The following is an 18,428-nucleotide window of genomic DNA, read 5'->3' on the forward strand; positions in this document are numbered from 1 at the left end:
ATTAAACTGCTTTTTATGCAAGAGAAAAAACCGGGAAACTACAGATGGGTTGTATGCAGCCTGCTTTTTTTCGCCACAACGATCAACTACCTCGACCGCCAGGTGGTGGGTTATCTCAAACCCACACTGGAGCAGGAGTTTGGCTGGACCGAAACGGATTACAGCCACATCGTAATGGCCTTCACCGCGGCTTATGCCGGCGGTCTGTTATTATTTGGCCGGTTGATCGACCGCATCGGCAGTAAGATCGGTTATACCGTATCGATTACCTTGTGGAGTATTGCCGCAATGGCGCATGCATTGGTACGCACTACTTTTGGTTTTGGATTCGTGCGTGCTTTGCTCGGACTGGGAGAGTCGGGTAATTTTCCTGCTGCTGTTAAAACAGTAACGGAATGGTTTCCGAAAAAAGAAAGAGCACTCGCCACAGGATTTTTCGATTCGGGATCGAATATCGGTGCATTACTGGCACCCGTGATCATTCCGCTTTTATTGAGCGCTTACGGCTGGCAGGCAGCCTTCATCATTACCGGTGCTATCGGATTTTTATGGCTGATAGCCTGGCGTTTCTTTTACGAGATACCGGAGAAACACCGCAAGCTCAAAGCAGAAGAACTGGCTTATATCCGTAGCGATAACGAGGCAGAACCGGAGACAGATACACCGGAGGCACCGGTGAAATGGTTCCGTTTGTTCGGCATGAAACAAACATGGGCGTTTATCATTGGTAAATTTTTCACCGATCCTATCTGGTACTTCTTTGCCTTCTGGTTGCCTTCCTATTTCTCCAGTACATTTCATTTGGATCTGAAGAAACCGAACCTTCCGCTGATCCTTGTTTATTTCGGTGCCACAATCGGCGCAGTAGGCGGGGGGTATCTATCTTCCAAACTTATCAAAAAAGGCTGGCCTGTTTATAAAGCACGCAAGATCGCGTTGTTTGTTTCTGCGTTAGCCGTGTTACCGATTATCGCTACACGTTATACGGATGATATGTGGACGGTGGTTGCGCTGATCGCTTTAGCCATTGCCGGCAATGCTGCGTGGAGTGCCAACATCTTTACCATCGTGTCGGATATGATGCCAAAGAAAGCGGTAAGTTCCGTGATCGGTATCGGCGGAATGGCCGGTGCTGTTGGTGGTGTGCTGTTCCCCATGATGATCGGCGGTATCCTCGATTATTACAAGTCGATCAACAACATCACGGCCGGGTATAATATTATTTTTATTTTCTGCGGGCTGTCCTTTTTACTTGCTTGGTTATTGATCCATTGGGTGACGCCGAAGATGAAGCCGGCTAAGTTCTGATTTGATTTTTCGGATTTTAAATATAGTTGTATGAAATGGATTTTGCCCGCTGTGGCCTGCTTCACTGCGACCTTCAGTTTTGCGCAGCAAAAAACCATCTACCAGAAGGGATGGATCGATTTTAACAAGAATGGAAAGAAAGACATTTTTGAAGACACGACACAGTCTGTTGACAAAAGAGTAGAAGACCTGCTGTCGCAAATGACGCTGGAGGAAAAGACCTGTCAGATGGCAACCTTATATGGTTATGGACGTGTGCTGAAAGATGAACTGCCTACCGCCGCCTGGAAGACGGCTATCTGGAAAGATGGCATCGCCAATATCGACGAGCACCTGAACAGCCTGCCTTTTAATCCGCATGCAACGTCGGAACATTCGTTCCCTTTCAGCAAACATGCGCGTGCGATCAATACGGTGCAAAAATGGTTTGTGGAAGAAACCCGCCTAGGTATTCCGGTAGACTTTACCAATGAAGGCATTCACGGTTTAACGCATGACCGGGCTACTTCTCTGCCTGCACCTATTTCGATTGGCGCTACCTGGAATAAACAAATGGTCCGTCAGGCCGGCGAGATCGTAGGCCGCGAAGCAAAAGCACTGGGCTACACCAACGTGTACGCACCCATTCTGGATCCCGCACGTGATCAGCGCTGGGGACGCAATGTGGAATGTTACGGCGAAGATCCCTATCTGATTGCCGAACTGGGCAAGGCCATGACGCTTGGTATACAAAGCCAGGGTGTAGCGGCAACGATCAAGCACTTCGCTGTATACAGCGTACCAAAAGGTGGCCGCGACGGAGAAGCACGTACCGATCCGCATGTGGCTCCCCGCGAGATGCACCAGTTGTATCTCTATCCGTTTAAAAAAGTGATACAGGAAGCTGCGCCGCTCGGTGTGATGAGCAGTTACAACGATTGGGACGGCGTGCCGGTAACCGGTAGTTATTATTTCCTTACGGAATTATTACGTCAGCAATATGGCTTCAGGGGATATGTAGTATCCGACAGCCGCGCGGTAGAATACATTTATGAAAAACACCGCGTAGCGAAAGATTTCAAAGAAGCCACACGTCAGGCCGTAGAAGCGGGCCTGAACGTATGGACCAATTTCGATCCGCCGGATGCCTATATCAACAATATCCGCGAACTGGTGCGCGAAGGAAAATTATCCATTAAAGTAGTGGACGATCGTGTGCGCGACGTACTGCGCGTGAAGTTCATGGTCGGACTTTTCAACCAGCCCTACGTTGCCGATCCTGCTGCAGCCGACAAATTGGTACACACGGCAAAAGACGAAGCCTTCTCACATGAAATGAACAGGGAGTTGCTTGTATTGCTGAAGAACGAGAACAACCTGTTGCCCTTAAAAAAAGAAGGGTATAAAAAGATACTCGTTGCCGGTCCGCTGGCCGATGCCACGAAATATACGATCAGCCGCTATGGCCCTTCCAATAATCCGGTAACATCGGTATTGGCAGGTGTGAAAGCATTGGTCGGAAACCGGGCAGAAATAATCTATGAAAAAGGATGTGAAGTGACCAACGAAGGATGGCCTGAAACGGAGATCATCGATGCGCCATTGAGCAAAGAAGACCAGGCCAGCATAGCGCAGGCAGTGGCACGTGCCAATGAGTCGGATATTATCATTGCCGTGCTGGGTGAAGATGAAAAGACCGTGGGTGAAGGTTTGTCGCGTACCTCATTGGATCTTCCGGGCCGCCAGGAGCAACTGTTGCAGGCACTGTATGCCACGGGTAAACCAGTGGTGTTGGTTGTAGCCACGGGTCAGCCGTTAACGATCAACTGGGCGCAGAAATATGTACCAGCCATTTTGCATACAGGGTTTCCCGGTCCGTCTGCAGGCCGGGCGATTGCGGAAGCTTTGTTTGGTGATTACAATCCCGGAGGCAAACTCACCATGACCTATCCGAAGTCAACCGGACAGATCGAGTTCAACTTTCCGTTCAAACCCGGATCACATGCCGATCAGCCGCCGAAAGGAAGAAATGGGGCCGGTTTTACGAGAGCAAATGGTGCGCTTTATCCGTTTGGGTTTGGACTGAGTTACACAACGTTTAAATATGAAGGAATAAAAGTATCGCCGCAGCAATTGCATTCGCAGGCTATCGTGAACGTGGAAGTAAAGGTGACGAATACCGGTTCACGCAAGGGTGATGAAGTAGTTCAATTGTATGTAAAACATCCGATCACCAATGTGATTACCTATGTAACGCAGTTGCGTGGATTCGAGCGCATCAGCCTCGAGCCCGGGCAAACCAAAACCGTACAATTTACGCTGCAGCCGGATGACCTGTCGATCCTGGATCAAAACATGAAATGGAACGTGCCGGAGGGGACTTATGAAGTGTTTATCGGAAGCTCTTCTGAGGACATCCGTCAGAAAGGTGAATTCACGATCCGGTAGGAGGGTGAAAAGGACGTAGCTGTAAACCGAAGAAATGGCTACATGGAAGTACTTATTTATCGTAAAAACATCATTATCAAGGATCGAAAAATAACGGCAAATCGTAAAAATTGATGAAAAAGGGGGTGTTTTTCTCCTTTTTGATAATTTTCTAAGGTACTTTAGTAATCAGAAAGAGAGAATCCATCATCGATGAAAAGCCGGACTCGTTCCGACAAAAGAATTTAAATCTATACCATTGAAGACCCTGAACGACCCTCCTCGTCCAAAGCTCTGAGCAGGAAGATCGTCTTTAAAAGCCGGATTTTTTTCCGGCTTTTATTATTTATATAAACAACTTAAAAAGTCAAAAATCAACAATGGTCGTTTTACCATTACCTATTGATTTATCGCCTTAGTTTTTCCGCGATCAGAATCTTCAGTTTTCCCTGGTCGGCATCCAGCGTCTCTTTGTAAACTTTAATCCATCTATTGACTTCCGCAGAATTGCCGCTTTCATAATAAGCACGGATCAACTCCAGTATGCCATCATCAAAAAGCGGGAACTGCTCATATAAATTGGTTAACGCTCCAATTGCGTCTGCGTAGTTTTTTTGCCCACGGTACAAGCGTCCGCTGTAGAAATCGAGGAACGAATCGCCGAATATCTGATGTAACACAGTAATACACCTGTGCGCCCGGCTGTAATCTCCTGTCTTTTCTCCAATTACAAGATTGAGCAGGTAGTCCGATGCCTGTGTAGCCGTAACTCCCTCCCATTCTTTTGCAGCTTGTGAAGGATCGACGTAACAAAGCGTACGGAGCAAAAGGTCTATTGAGGCTTTCCGCGACGTATCGTTGGATAACAGTTCCCATACGTTTGTATAGGCCTCTTCATACCGGCGTTCGATCAACATACTGTTAATCTTGTTTTCTTTCACTATGTATTGCAGCTCGTTATTTGCACCTTGTGTTTTGGCGCGAAAAATTGCTGCCAGTCGTTTGGTTAACGAACTGTTGTTTAGAAAACTAAATACCTCTATAAGACAAGGATTGTTTTCGCGTTTATTCAACACATAAAGATGATAGTCTACGAACCCAGGTGTATACATACGGAAAACCAGCATTTGCAGACTGTCGCGGATTTCACGTTTTACAAACTGATAGTGCCCCTTATAACGGGACGGACCCAGGAAGCTGGTATCTACTACGGACGGAAGCAGCGCGCTTACGTCTTCAGCGCTAAGTTTCGTTGTGTGCATAAGATTTACTTCGTTAGCCACGAATTGCGGATCAAATAGTGATAAGTAAGCGTTGGCGTTATTGTTATTAACCGCTTCTTCAATTCGGCTCGCTATATCCATGGCTTCCGGTTGACTGACTGTTACTTTAACAATGCTGCTAACCGGCTTTGGTTCTCGACGGGGATTGTAAAGGCAGGACGAAAATAATAGCAGGAGGAGTAACAGTCGGATGGCTTGTTTCATAATAAATGCGAAAGTAAGTACCCCATTCCAATAATAAAAAAAGAGCCGGCAATGCCAGCTCTTCCATGTTATAGTACGGATCTGATTATGCTTTTCCTTCGAGGTAACGCATGATGTTTTCACGCATCGGGCCGGCAACCTTGATTGCATCTACAATAGTTTGTTTATGCTTGTCAGGAAATTGCCTGTGCAGATAGGCTACCTCATTTGGGTCATTGCTATCTACCCGTAAACTATCTTGTTTTCCTTTTTTGTCTTTACTGTCCATAGTATGAGGGTTTAATGGTAGTAAGGCAAAAGCTGTGCCTTTTTCTAATTTCTTTTTAATCATTTGCCGCACAGCTTTTTCAATCAGCGATCTGCTTCAATCGCTCTCCCCAATACTCCACTTATGGCTGATTCTTTTTCCGAATCTTTATGCACCCATATCTTTTTTGTGGCATCCGCGGATAAGGGAACCGGTTTTATTTCCTGCGGTGGCAACAAAGGCATCCCCGCTTTTTTGCCGGCGATTCTGAAATCATATACGCGATAAACAGGATCACTTGCTATCTGTTCCACCGTGGCTTCCAACGCTAACACATAGCTGCTGTCTTCAAGCGGGAAATTAAATGCTATCGTAAATATTTTATCCATACAGGCATTTTCCGAAAGTCGAATACTATGCCAAAGCAGGGATATTTTTGATATATCAGGGTTTTCCCGGATGCGTTTTAACGCCTGTGTTAACGCTTTAGGATTTTGTTGCCGTTTTTTTCCTGTTTGCTGTTTTTTTACGCGGGTTACTTTTCTTTTTTGCGGGCGTTCTTTTTTTGGCTGCCGTTCCTTTCTTTGCTGCCGCTTTCTTTTTGGGAGCTGCCTTTTTCTTTGTAGCAGTTTTCTTGCGTGCGGTTTTTTTCGCCGGCACTTTAGCACCTTCCTCACGCGCTTCAGATAAGCCGATTGCAATTGCCTGCTTGCGGCTTGTTACTTTTTTCCCGGAACCGCTTTTTAATGTTCCCTGTTTCTGTTCGTGAATAGCCCGGCCCACTTTGTCGCCGGCTTTTTTTGAATACTTTGCCATGATCGTTGTGTTTTAATGAGTAATAATTTTTAACTGACAACCTGCTCAAGACACATCAGCAGTTTGGTTAGCGCCGCTTTCGCATAATAATTTTGATTCGCGGCCATTGCATTTTCTTCAGGCGCCTCCAGTCTGCCTTTGTAGCAGATTTCTTTTCCATGTGCAATGGCCAGATAGGCGTATACTTTGTTATTGCCTTCGGGCACAGGCGACGCATAACCTGTTATTCCAATGCCCCAGTTACTGCTAAATAATCGTGCTACATGTTTTGCCATCTGCTCCGCTACTTTTTCCGATACACAGTTTGTCTGACGTGCGTGAACGGGATCAACGGCGAGTTGCCGGATTTTTTGTTGGAGGTTGTAAACCGTGATGCCGCCTTCGTAAAAACGGCTGGCTTCGTCTACCTGCGAAAACATGAATTGCAGCAGACCGCTCGTAACACTTTCGGCAACAGCGAGGGTTTCCTGTTCCTGAATAAGATGATCCCTGATGGGATTAAGCAAATGGTCGTTTATCATTTCTATAAACTTTTACTTAGGGGAATACCGGTAATTGTACCGTTAGTTGAGTTGATTTTGCTATGGCGTTCAGATAAGACAACGGCTTGCGCTGCATTCAACTGACCGGTAATCCGCAGTTCTTTTCCTTCGGCGGTGATATAAGCGATAAAGAATTGTTCGATCTGCCGGAGCAGCTCTTCCGGTAGTTCTTCTATGCTTTGAACGTTTTCAAATTGCCGCGATATTTCCGTCACCGCCAGGTAACGGTGATTGGCGATGAGGTGTTCGCCTGTTCCCTGTTCTGCTAATAAACATCCGATCAGTCTCGCATCTACCACACATCCGGGAAATGTGGTGAACTCCGACAAAACCATTACATCGAGCGGATCACCGTCTTCAGCGATGGTGTCGGGGATGAACCCGAAGTCAAACGGAAAACTCAGCCCGTGCGCCAGTACTTTTTTTAGCCGGAACGCCCGGCGGTTATTATCGTACGTATATTTTACATTGCTGTGGGCCGGTGTTTCAATGATGATATCCACGTTTTCATTTTTTAATAAAAAAACATGAATCGTGCCATCAGGTTATTCGCCTGTTTCAGCATGCGGCGCATCAACGGGCTTGGATTGGGGTGAACCTTTTTGCCGGAAGTAGATAGAAAGTACCACAATCGCCGCTACCGAAAGAAATTCGCTTTGCCAGTTTTGAAAGGATTCAAACCAGAACCGGCTGTCTGCCAGGTAACCCGTTATATTTTCGGGTGGCAGTCCCTTATGGGTGCGTAGTTCATTTTCATCCATCATGCTGCCATGAAAGTGCAGGGCAAACGAAGCGAGAAAGAGCAGCACCAGTATAATGCTCAGGGAATGTTTATATAAAAAAAGTATCCAGCCGCCGCGCCGTACCGGCCAGGGAGCACCCGGCCTTTTGGCCGAAGGTTCGCGGTCCACTTCTTCTTTGCCTTCCAGCTTTTTGGATTCCGAAGAGCCTTTTTGACGTAAGGAAATGGTGAGTACGACAAACAACGCCATTTGCAGGAATTCACTTTCCCAATTTTCGAATGTTGCCTGGATAAAATGTCCCGATTGCACATATGCTCCCGGCGAAAGCAGGGTCATGCCTTCTTCTTCCCGCTCTTTGTTATGTTCGTGATAACCGGTTACAAACTGACCACCCAGTGATAAAAGGAACAGGAGTATAAAAACGATTGCCAGACCGTTGTTGTGGATAAAGCGTTTCATATAGTCATTTATCCAAATCGCATACCCATAAATAAAAAAACCAGCAATATGGATATATTACTGGTTGGTGATCCAGGGTACTGCCGAGCATGAGAAGAATATCTTTGAAGGCAGTTTCGGTTAGTAACGACAGTCTTAGTGTTATAAAGAAAGTTCTTTCTGCAAATCATTCCCAATGCTCTTAGCGAACAGCCGCTTCGGGTTACCGAACGGTCAGTTTGTTTCAGCCGGCCGGTTTGAAAGACCATTGATTTCCGTCCAGCAGCGGGTGCGAACCTTTCAGCAACCTTTCGTGAAGTTGCAATTGCCAGTGGCGGAAATATACATCCATGATCCAGGGCTGGAAGTGGAAGTCGAATTGATTAAAGGCATGAAGGGGTTTGAAAACCGTTTTCTTCTCCGGGCAGTAATCAAATATGAGTGTAATAGACTCTACAGATTGAGGAGAAAAGGTGAACACGCCGTTGCGCGAGCCACGCTGTTGCTGCGAGCGGCCACCACCTTCGATCCGGCAAAGCACGTGTGTATGCAATACGGGGTTTTCGGCCTGCACACCTACGCGGATATCGCTGCCGTATAGAAGACGCTCTTCTGTCAATGCAAAGTCGTCGCCGGGCGGAGTGCCGGTATCCAGCACAATGGTGTTTTCGTCCTGTTGATACCAGGATCCGCGGGCCGTTCGCTCCACTCCGGCCTGGGAGTAGAAGAAAAGGAAATGATGATCGTTGCTGAGCCGTATTCCGGTATGAACCCCACGGGGGCCGTCCATAAGATATTCACCGGCAAGGCTGGTGCCTGCTGTTGTTTTTTTCATGTGTGAATTGCTGTGTGATAGACGGCGTGGACTCACAGGAAAATTACCACCTGCAGGCCAGGAATAAAAACCGGGTTTGCCAATGGTCGTAACGGATAAGGCAATGGCATGCACTTTTCAAATTTGTACTACCTTGCAGCTTTCCCGCACTGCCCGGGATCATCAGTTTTTACAGCTTATGCCAACTACTTCTTTGTCTTCTTCCCGTTATACCGTTTTGTGGGGATTGCTGGCGGTGGCGTACGTGATCGGTCTCTTTGTGCCGTTGATGGACAGCGATGCGGCGCATCATGCCAATATAGCGCTGCATATGTACCAGCACGACAATTTCGTAGACCTGGTAGACAAAGGACGTGATTACCTCGACAAGCCGCATTTACTTTTCTGGTTGTCCGCATTGAGTTATTATGTGTTCGGTGTGACCACCGTGGCCTATAAAATTCCTTCATTGCTTTTTTCGCTTGCAGGCATCTGGGCTACTTATCGTCTCGGTACGCGTTTGTACAACCGCGACACCGGCCGGCTGGCGGCACTGATACTCGGATCGGCACAGGCGTTTATCCTCGCCTGCATGGATGTAAGGATGGACGCTATCCTGACGAGCTGCATGATCCTGGCCGTATGGCAATTGTTGGAAACAGTACACAGCCGTAAATGGTATCACCCCGTTCTCGCCGCCTTGTTCATGGCGCTGGGCTTTTCCACCAAAGGACTGGTTGGTATCGTAATGCCGGGCGTTGCGATTTTCTTTTACCTGCTCTACCAACGTGCCTTCAGACAAATCTTTCATCCGCGCTGGCTACTCGTGGCACTGATGACCGCGGTATTCATGCTGCCTGTTGTGTACTGTTACTACCTGCAATTCGACCGCCATCCTGAAAAAGTGATCCGCGGTATGACCAATATCTCCGGTATCAAATTCATTCTCTGGGGACAAAACATCGAACGCCTCGATGGGAAAAGCTGGGGTGGGGGCAAACGTGATTATTTCTTTTACCTGCACACCATGCTGTGGGCATTCCTGCCCTGGTCGATATTGGCGTATTATGCGGCAGGCGCGCGGCTGAAGGAACTGATTCAAACAGGCTTCCGCTATATAAAAGGACAGGAAGGATTAACGACGGCCACCTGCATCCTCATCTTTATATTGATTTCCCTGTCAAAATTCCAGTTGCCACATTATCTCAATATCCTGTTTCCATTCTTTGCTATTCTCGTGGCGGCGCGCCTGCTCAATCTGGCGGAACGCAACCGCGATAAAACATTGAAGATATTATGGGGCATACAGGCGGGCATCGCTTTACTACTGGTGGTGCTGCTCGTGGTGGTAAATGGCTGGTTCTTTCCGCTTCACAACTGGTGGATCGCTTTGCTGGCAGCGGTTGCCTTATTGGCCTGTGTGAGCTTCCTGCGCGGACCTGCGCTGGTGAAACTAATATCTGTGAGCGTGGGCGTTGCCGCGCTTGTCAATATTTTATTATCGGGGAACTTTTATCCTGCCATCATGAACTACCAGGGCGGTACGCAACTGGCCAGAGTAGCGAAAGAACAGCAGATTCCGCTGGACGAACTGCGTTTTTACCAGGCGCATAGTTTCACCTTTGATTTTTATACAAAACATTTAACCGCCATCGACAGTACATTGCCCGCTTCGGTGGATAAGGAACGTTGGTATTTTACCAGTACACCCGGACTGGAATCGATCCGTGCGTCCGGACTGAAAGTGGGGGAGGTGATCGAAAGAGATCATTTCCGCGTTACGCGCCTGAGCCTGAAATTCCTGAAGCCGGAAACGAGGCCGCAGACTTTTGAAAAATATTATCTTGTCAAAATTGAACCCTGAAAGGGTTGATAAAATATGAACAGCCGCCTGAAATCTTATCTCAAGTTATTCCTCAAGATCGCTTTTACGGTAGCGGCACTCTGGCTTGTGTATACAAAAGTGGATCTCCAGGCACTGCTGGTTTTCTGGAAGAAAGCCAATGTGTGGTGGCTGGTGGTTGCGTTCCTGGTATTTGTTGTATCACAGGTTATTTCTTCTTTCCGGCTGCTTAATTTTTTCAAAAACATCCGGCTCAATCTCACGCTTGGTTACAATGTGCGGCTTTACCTGCTGGGAATGTTTTACAACTTGTTTCTTCCCGGTGGCATCGGCGGCGACGGTTATAAAATTCTCAAGGTCAAACGTGAACACAATCGTCCTGCGAAAGAAGTGTTCAGCGCCGTATTTTTCGATCGGTTGGCCGGATTGTGGGCGCTTGGCGGTTTGCTGGTGCTGATGGGGTTGACATTGCCTGTTTTCAGGGAGTATGCTTTGTATGCAACCATTGCCTTCTTCGCAGGAACGGCTGCTTACTATTGGGTGTTGCGCCGTTTCTTCCGTGATCACAGCGCGCGTTTCATCCGCACACATTTGCTGGCGCTGGGTGTGCAGGGCTGCCAATTGGTAGCGGTGATCTTTATACTGCGTGCATTAGGTGTTACCGACGAGTACCTGCCTTATATGTTCAGCTTTCTTGTGTCGTCGCTGGCTACCCTGTTTCCCTTCAGTGTAGGCGGATTAGGCGCCAGGGAAGTCGCTATTGTCTGGGTAGCCGGTCAACTCGGACTGAACGAAGCTTTATGTGTGTCGATCAGTCTTTGCTTCTATTGCCTTTCTGCAATCCTTTCGCTTTCCGCTGCCATATTTTTATTTCAACCCGAAAAGAAAACGGCCGCGACCGAAACGCCCGTCGTTACTGAACCCTGACCGGATAATAAGGGCTGGCGAAATTTCCCTGCAAACTTCCATTGACAACCGACAACAGGAACCGGTGCGTGCCGGGATCTGAAGGAATCTGCACTTCAATGGTAAATTGTTTGCGATAGCCCGGCGTAATAATGCTATCCGCAATGGTGAAGCTCTGTGGCGAATTTTCAAACTGATAAGAATAACGCGAGAATGAATAGTCAAACTGTAAATGTTGATCGCGGTTGCTGAATGTCTGCCGGCTTTCGTTTGCCAGCTCTATGGTAACTGAAATACGTGAGCCTGCTTTTGCTTCTTTGGGCAGATTCAGCGGGGTCAACTTCAATGTACTTACGGCTATAAAGCTATCTACTCTTTCAAGCGTACCCGGGCGGAACGCTGATGCCACGTTAATATTGGCGCTGCTGGTATCACCGTCGCGGTAGATCCAGACTTCTTTGTTGTTCAATTGCTGATCGGCGGCAATCAGGTCGTAATGTGTTTTGCGGTAACTCTTGGTATTATAACCGATCGTGGTCACATCGGGATGATAAAACCGGTACAGGGAAGGGAAGGCATAACTGTTCGGGAAGATCACGGGCGTTGAACCAGCTTTATGATAGATGGTATCTGCCCAGGCTTTTGCCTGGAAGAAAGGTTTATAGTGTTTGATCTTCGCAACCGGTGAACCGGGAATAAGAAACAAAATTCTGGCAATAACGATGAGTATAATATTCGCGATAGCCAGGCGTAAAAAGATGCGACGTAATTTGTCGGTACCGCGGTCCAGTATCTGGAGAAAAAGATAAACGAACGAGACACCGCCAACCAGGGTCCAGTGCGGCTGCACATTATTTTTAAAGGAAGAAAAAAGAAAAAAAGCCAGCGTGCCAAGGAAAGTAAATTGATGAGCGCGACCGAGCAGGTCTTCTTTTTTCAACCGGAACAACTTGAAGTAAAACAGCAGCGAAATCAATGGTCCCCATATCAGCAACTGCCCGGAAATATAAGCCGTGGTGTATTTTATTTTATAAATATGCGTGGCTCTTTCCACCAAATGAAAGCGGACAGTCGGCCAGTCGTGCGAATATTGCCAGTAAAGATGCGGCAGAAATAAAAGGATCACCAGCAACACGATCATCCAGAATGATCCGCGCGTCAGCAAACGGAGGTTGGACAATAACACGAAGAACACCGGCAATATACCGTGATACTTGCTGTAAAACATTCCTGCTATGGCCAGTGCTGTGAGCAGAATCGCCCCGGTGGAAGCCCGCTGCAGGTATTTTCCATAAGCATAAAAAAAGATGGCTGTAAAGAAAAAAAGCGGAGCATCCGGCGTGGCGATGAAACTATAAACGTTAAAGATGAGCGTTGCTGCAAATAAGGGGAGATACCATTTCACCGACCTCAATCGTTGCGGTAAACCTGCATAAATGATACCGATACTCAATGTTGTCACCAATACCGTTCCCAGCCTCGTGAAGAAAGGGCCATGACCAAACGTTTCGCCCATGCGCATCAGCAGCGTCACAAAAGGAGGGTGGTCGAAATAACCAAAGCCGAGGTGCTGAGACAGCATCCAGTAATAGGCTTCGTCTCCGTCGATGCCGGAGAGTGCAGCCTGCAGACTATTGACCAGGAACCATCCTGCCATGAATAGAAACAGGATACGGTATTCCCGTTTTTGTTGCAGCGGGTTCGTCATGGAAAATATTTCTGGTTTTTACAAAACAGTATCGGCAACCGGTTTCGGGCCGGTCTTTCCCTGTGCGGTATAGAGATGGCGCACAGCATAAGTTTTCTTATGCTGCGATTCATAGTAAGTACGCATGCTGATCTCTGCAATCAGCCCGATCGTGATCATCTGAATGCCGCCCAGCAATAAGATCAACCCCAGTATGAGCATGGGCTTTCCGCCGATCTCGTGACCCAATATTTTCAGTATGAACAGGTACAGGTTGATCAGAATACCCAATCCGAAGCTGATAAATCCGATTGTTCCGAAGAGGTGCATCGGCTTTTGCATGTATTTACGGAAGAACACCATCAGCAACAAATCCGACATTACCTTAAAGGTTCTGTTGATGCCGTATTTACTTTTTCCAAATTGGCGCGGGTGGTGTTTTACATCAACCTGTGTGATGCGTGCGCCCTGCAGTTTGGCCAATACGGGAATGAAACGGTGCAATTCGCCATACAAACCGAGTTCCGTGGCTATTTCGCGTTTGAATACTTTCAGTGTGCAACCATAGTCGCGGATGTAAACGCCGGTCATGCGGCGGATCAGCGCGTTGGCGATGCGGCTGGGAAATTTGCGCAGGATGAAACCGTCCTGCCTGTTTTTGCGGTTGCCGGCCACCACATCCCAATCTTCGCGGATGAGCAGTTCTAGCATGGGCAGCACATCCGACGGGTCGTTTTGCAGGTCGCCATCGAGCAGGGCTACATATTTGCCCGAGGTATGATCGATACCGGCCATCATGGCGGTGCTTTGCCCGTAATTTTTGCGAAGCTCTACCAGTAGCACGCGGTCGTCCATGTGTTCGCGGATCTGCGCCACTGTTTTGTCGGTAGAGCCGTCATCGACCAGTATTACTTCATAGTCGGCGGTGCCGAGGTCTTCCCTGATCTTCGCTAAAAGCGGGCGGATATTTTCTTCTTCGTTGAAAACGGTAATGACGAGTGATAATTCGGGCATACAAACAGTTTCAGGCGCTAATGGGGTGATTTGCCTGCCATTGGGCAATGCAGTTGCAAATTTAGGAGGCTGGCGCCTTATTTCAACATTTTCCGGGTTTTAGCGATCGCCACAGGTCCGCAGGAAGCCGGAACCGACGCGTAGCGGGAGGTTTTACCGGGGGCGGGCTCTTCGAAAGGAACCTGTTTCCATCCGCTCAGGCGGTAAACATAAAAGAGCTGCGCGAGTTGCCCGTTGCGGTATACGGGGATGGTTTCCGCCAGTTCTACCTTATTATAATAATCAGACAACCGGTGCTCTTTTTCGGCGTATTCGATGGAGGCAACAATGCAGTAGGCTTGCCGGAGATTTGTTTGCCGCAGCCGGGTCGCATTGAGCCAGCTGTACTGATGCAGGTCTGCGATCCGTCCCAGCCCGATTACCGGGATACCGGCGGGATTACAGAAATAGTATTCAAAATGGGCGCCCCACCAGGAGGAACAGACCACGGGCGTTCCGGGCGGCATTTTACCCGACCGTTGTTCCGCCAAATAAAAAGCCTCAAAGCGCTGGCCGGCCTCTTCCCAGCCATAACGATCGAGTGATACATCACCTTTTCCTTGTTGAAACCGTTCCTTGCTGCCGAAGGTGCCGGGATAAAATTCGACGATCAATGGCCAACTGATGGTAAAAAGTACAAAGAGCAGCGTGCCGATCCGCAGAGAAGTCGGGAAAGCCTGGCGGCTGCGCGCTGCGAGCCAGATCGCGGTTACAGGTATCAGGGTCGTATAAGCGGGCCCGCTCCAGTGCGGCCAGATATCCCTGAACACAGAGATAAACAAAAAGACCGCGGCCATGGGCACGCCTATATAGTGGTAGAGCTTGATCACCGGGTGTGTGGCGCCACGTTGCGTCCACGATGCATACACCGCCATCGTCATCAGTACAAAATTGATGGGATTGTTGAGGAGTATCTGTCCCAGCAGTTCGGTCCAGAATCCATCTTTCTGCTGCACGGCGTGCGCAATGTCTACGCGTTCGCTATGAAAACGCCAGGTGATAAAATCATAATGAATATTCCAGAACAGCAACGGACTGGCAATGAGGATAGCCAGGAGTGCCGCGGCATAGAATTGCGGGAGCCGGAGCCACTTTCTGCCGGAGAAGACGGCAAACATACCAATGCCGGTCCAGATAAAAATACCGTGTACCTTGCTCATGATGCAAAGCCCGGAACCCAATCCCAATAACAACCAGCTTTTCCAGTCGCGGTCATTGGTCCAGATGCGGGCCAGCATCCACATGGAGAAAGTCCACCACAGTAGTTGTGGAGAATCGGGCATTACCAGTACACCGGCAACGAGGCTGGTGTAAAAAGAAATATTGTAAAGGATAACGGCAAACCACCCTGCGCGCTGGGAGCTGATCTGCGTTACGGCTTTATACACAAACCAGGAAGCAAGCGCACAACTGACGATGCTGCTGAGGCGCACAAATAGTTCCTGTTCCTCCAGCAAAAGATTAAACGTAAAGATGCGGATACCAATGGCAACGAGCGGGGGGTGATCGAAATAATTCCACTGCAACTGTTTGCTGTACAACCAATAATAGCTTTCGTCGTTGCCGAGTTCCATCATACTGGCCAATAAAAAACGAAGCAGGGAAAAGCCCAGGATAAGCAACCATACCCTGGACGCGTACGAAAGTGTACGAATAGGAACAGCTATATTCATGTTACGCATAAAACTAATACAGCGTTGATAACCGTTGCGGAACTCATCGCAGTGATAATGATTTGTTCATCTGCGGTGTTGACCAGATAGCACAAGTAATATGCCTCTTTATTAATCCGGTATCATTCTTGAAAAACAGGTTAAGTTTTGATGAATGATACAAACCGTCGATTAAAAAACAGAGCTTTGCCGGAGGAAACACGGCAGAAAAAAGAACAATCACTATTATGAACACGTATAGCGTGCTAAACCAGCCTACCACCCGCTTTTCTAATCGTGTAGAGAACTACGTACGTTATCGTCCCTCTTATCCTTCCGCAGTTGTGGATTTTTTTGAGGAAAAGTTGGGACTTCACAGCGGGCAAACTATTGCCGATATTGGTTCGGGAACCGGATTATTTGCAGAGCAACTATTAAAAAGAGGTTATAATGTGACCTGTGTGGAGCCGAATGAGGAAATGCGGCAGGCAGGTGTGCGCAAACTCGGGCATTACCCCGGTTTTCAGAGTTTGCAGCATGCGGCCGAAGAAACAGGCCTGGAGGATTCATCTGTTGACCTGATTACCGTAGCACAGGCCTTTCACTGGATGGATCCGGTGCTGACCAAACAGGAATTTGCGCGTATTCTTCGTCCGGGCGGGCATCGTGTGCTGGCTTGGAATATCCGCATGAACAATTCACCGTTTTTGCAGGCCTACAACGAGTTGAAAGTAGATTTTGCGATTGAGGGACGGGTGAACAATGAAATGGACAAGGAAATATTGGAAACATTCTTCGAACCGGAAGAAATGCAATTGCAGACATTTCCGAATGTGCAGTGGCTGGACTTCGACGGACTGAAGGGGCAGCTGTTGTCGTCATCGCAGGCACCGTTGCCGGGTTATTCCACTTATGATACGATGATCTCAAGTCTTGTGCAGTTATTTGTGGCGCACAACGAGAATGGCTTTGTGAAAATGGAGTATGAAACGAGATTGTATTGGGGTGGTCCGGTGAAGGCTTAATAATTTCATCATCTGCATTATTAGCACACATCATTGAAGCCCGCTACTTTTGCGGCAAGTTTTTCTCATTAAGCAGTTAGTGTATACACGGCTTCCTTTCCAGGAGGCTGTTTTTTTTTCGTGAATCGTGAATGGTGAATCGTGAATGGTGAATAGTGAATAGTGAATCGTCAATGGTGAATAAAACAGCCAGGCTCTTAACTTAAAACTTATTACTTATAACGGCTGTTTTTAACCTTAGGCCGAAGCTTCGGCCCGAAGTGTCGGGCCTTACGCCTATAACCTTAGGCCTTATGCCTTAATCCTTCATAAATTCCCAACTGCAGTCCTCTCAATTCGGCCAGCCCTCTCATACGACCGATACACGAATAACCCGGATTGTTTTGTTTGCCCATATCGTCCAACATCTGATGGCCGTGATCGGGACGGAAGGGAATGATATGCGGAACCTCCTGTTGTATTTTTAAAATCTCTTTAATGGTCGCGTACATATCGGTGTCGCCGTCGAGGTGATCGGCTTCGAAGAAATTGCCGGCTTCGTCGCGGCGGGTATTGCGCAGGTGAACGAAATGAATTTTTTTACCAACGGCTTTTGCCATCTCAGGCAAATTGTTTTTCGGATTAGCGCCAAGCGATCCCGTACAAAAACAAATACCGTTGCTTTCCGATTTTTCCGCATTCAATATAAAATCAAGGTCGGATGCCGTACTCACGATGCGCGGCAGTCCAAGAATATCGAATGGAGGATCGTCAGGATGGATCGCCAGACGGATACCTTCCTCTGCAGCCACCGGAGCTATTTCCTGTAAAAAATATTGCAGGTTGCTCCGCAAAGCAGCATGATCGATTTCATTGTACACGGCGAGTTTCTCCCGCATCTGTGCGATCGTTTGCTTTTCTTCACCCGGTATGCCAAACATGATGATGCCTGCGAGCTCGTCAAGTTGGGCCTGGGTGTATGTTTTTATTTTACGTGCCGCTTCTTCCACAATGGCGTCCGGATAAGCTGCTTCCGCATTCGCGCGTTTGAGCAGGTAAATATCAAATACCGCCAGGTCCGACCAGTTAAAATAAAGTGCCAGCGATCCGTCGCGCATTTTATAGGCCAGATCGGTACGCGTCCAGTCGTTTACCGGCATGAAGTTGTACGTAAGTACGGGTATGCCAGCCTTGGCGAGATTACGGATCGTCTGTTTATATTGATCGATGTACTGCTGGTAGTTGCCCGATCTCGTTTTGATCGATTCGTGAATGGTCACACTTTCTACCACGTCCCAGCTGAATCCTGCCGCTTCTACCGTTTCTTTTCTTTTGATGATTTCTTCCAGCGGCCATACCTCGCCGTGCGGAATATGATGCAGTGCGGTTACGATACCGGCCGCACCGGTCTGCATTATTTGCGGAAGCGTTACAGGATCGGAGGGGCCGAACCAGCGCCAGGTTTCTTTTAATAACATCGGG

The 18,428-nt window shown here is 48.0% G+C and carries 17 protein-coding genes; 5 read left to right on the forward strand and 12 right to left on the reverse strand.

The window, feature by feature from the left end; all coding sequences use genetic code 11:
- Positions 1-15: 15 nt before the first annotated feature.
- Both H608_RS0105700 and H608_RS0105705 read left to right on the forward strand, forming a co-directional pair.
- Positions 16-1,308, forward strand: coding sequence for an MFS transporter (locus H608_RS0105700; RefSeq protein WP_028786829.1), 1,293 nt, complete (start codon positions 16-18; stop codon positions 1,306-1,308).
- Positions 1,309-1,338: 30 nt separating this feature from the next.
- Positions 1,339-3,735 (forward strand): glycoside hydrolase family 3 N-terminal domain-containing protein, encoded by a 2,397-nt coding sequence (locus H608_RS0105705; protein WP_051268077.1) that lies wholly within the window; start codon positions 1,339-1,341, stop codon positions 3,733-3,735.
- Positions 3,736-4,121: 386 nt separating this feature from the next.
- Here the strand turns inward: H608_RS0105705 and H608_RS0105710 are convergent, their stop codons facing one another.
- The 8 genes from H608_RS0105710 to H608_RS0105745 form a co-directional block, all read right to left on the reverse strand.
- Complete coding sequence (locus H608_RS0105710; RefSeq protein ID WP_028786831.1) at positions 4,122-5,078, reverse strand: tetratricopeptide repeat protein; 957 nt, start codon at positions 5,076-5,078, stop codon at positions 4,122-4,124.
- A 208-nt stretch (positions 5,079-5,286) separates the two neighbouring features.
- The gene (locus H608_RS0105715; RefSeq protein ID WP_081658800.1) at positions 5,287-5,532 is read right to left on the reverse strand and encodes a DUF3606 domain-containing protein; all 246 of its coding nucleotides are present in this window, start codon (positions 5,530-5,532) and stop codon (positions 5,287-5,289) included.
- Positions 5,533-5,552: 20 nt separating this feature from the next.
- Positions 5,553-5,837, reverse strand: a complete 285-nt coding sequence (locus H608_RS0105720; protein ID WP_028786833.1) for a hypothetical protein — start codon at positions 5,835-5,837, stop codon at positions 5,553-5,555.
- Positions 5,838-5,934: 97 nt separating this feature from the next.
- Positions 5,935-6,264 (reverse strand): DUF6496 domain-containing protein, encoded by a 330-nt coding sequence (locus H608_RS21425; protein ID WP_038007376.1) that lies wholly within the window; start codon positions 6,262-6,264, stop codon positions 5,935-5,937.
- Between the two features lie 29 nt (positions 6,265-6,293).
- Positions 6,294-6,785, reverse strand: coding sequence for a CinA family protein (locus H608_RS0105730; protein WP_038007378.1), 492 nt, complete (start codon positions 6,783-6,785; stop codon positions 6,294-6,296).
- A 2-nt stretch (positions 6,786-6,787) separates the two neighbouring features.
- Positions 6,788-7,309: an inorganic diphosphatase gene (locus H608_RS21430; RefSeq protein ID WP_051268078.1), complete on the reverse strand. Its 522-nt coding sequence runs from the start codon at positions 7,307-7,309 to the stop codon at positions 6,788-6,790.
- 42 nt (positions 7,310-7,351) lie between these two features.
- Entirely contained in the window at positions 7,352-8,008 is a 657-nt protein-coding gene (locus H608_RS0105740) for a DUF6766 family protein (protein WP_028786835.1), read from the reverse strand.
- 223 nt (positions 8,009-8,231) lie between these two features.
- The gene (locus H608_RS0105745; RefSeq protein WP_081658802.1) at positions 8,232-8,822 is read right to left on the reverse strand and encodes a hypothetical protein; all 591 of its coding nucleotides are present in this window, start codon (positions 8,820-8,822) and stop codon (positions 8,232-8,234) included.
- A 133-nt stretch (positions 8,823-8,955) separates the two neighbouring features.
- On the opposite strand from H608_RS0105745, the gene H608_RS0105750 reads away from it, so the two are divergent.
- Together H608_RS0105750 and H608_RS0105755 are read left to right on the forward strand one after the other, a co-directional pair.
- The gene (locus H608_RS0105750) at positions 8,956-10,665 is read left to right on the forward strand and encodes an ArnT family glycosyltransferase (RefSeq protein ID WP_162142844.1); all 1,710 of its coding nucleotides are present in this window, start codon (positions 8,956-8,958) and stop codon (positions 10,663-10,665) included.
- A 15-nt stretch (positions 10,666-10,680) separates the two neighbouring features.
- Positions 10,681-11,571 (forward strand): lysylphosphatidylglycerol synthase transmembrane domain-containing protein, encoded by an 891-nt coding sequence (locus tag H608_RS0105755; protein WP_028786838.1) that lies wholly within the window; start codon positions 10,681-10,683, stop codon positions 11,569-11,571.
- Here the strand turns inward: H608_RS0105755 and H608_RS21435 are convergent.
- The 3 genes from H608_RS21435 to H608_RS0105770 form a co-directional block, all read right to left on the reverse strand.
- Positions 11,558-13,258: a glycosyltransferase family 39 protein gene (locus tag H608_RS21435; protein ID WP_051268079.1), complete on the reverse strand. Its 1,701-nt coding sequence runs from the start codon at positions 13,256-13,258 to the stop codon at positions 11,558-11,560. The genes H608_RS0105755 and H608_RS21435 overlap by 14 nt on opposite strands.
- An 18-nt stretch (positions 13,259-13,276) precedes the next feature.
- The gene (locus tag H608_RS0105765) at positions 13,277-14,251 is read right to left on the reverse strand and encodes a glycosyltransferase family 2 protein (RefSeq protein WP_028786839.1); all 975 of its coding nucleotides are present in this window, start codon (positions 14,249-14,251) and stop codon (positions 13,277-13,279) included.
- A 77-nt stretch (positions 14,252-14,328) separates the two neighbouring features.
- Complete coding sequence (locus tag H608_RS0105770) at positions 14,329-15,963, reverse strand: ArnT family glycosyltransferase (RefSeq protein WP_162142845.1); 1,635 nt, start codon at positions 15,961-15,963, stop codon at positions 14,329-14,331.
- A gap of 227 nt (positions 15,964-16,190) precedes the next feature.
- Here H608_RS0105770 and H608_RS0105775 point away from each other — a divergent pair, with 227 nt between their 5' ends.
- Positions 16,191-16,967 carry a class I SAM-dependent methyltransferase gene (locus tag H608_RS0105775; RefSeq protein ID WP_071836916.1) on the forward strand — a complete coding sequence of 259 codons (777 nt, stop codon included), beginning with the start codon at positions 16,191-16,193 and terminating at the stop codon, positions 16,965-16,967.
- A gap of 284 nt (positions 16,968-17,251) precedes the next feature.
- On the opposite strand, the gene uxuA is transcribed toward H608_RS0105775, so the two are convergent.
- A complete protein-coding gene (gene uxuA, locus H608_RS0105780) occupies positions 17,252-18,424 on the reverse strand; it encodes a mannonate dehydratase (protein ID WP_028786842.1) in 1,173 nt (390 codons plus the stop codon).
- Between the last annotated feature and the right edge of the window lie 4 nt (positions 18,425-18,428).

It is taken from the genome of Terrimonas ferruginea DSM 30193, from assembly GCF_000425585.1.
In the GTDB taxonomy this organism is placed as follows: domain Bacteria; phylum Bacteroidota; class Bacteroidia; order Chitinophagales; family Chitinophagaceae; genus Terrimonas; species Terrimonas ferruginea.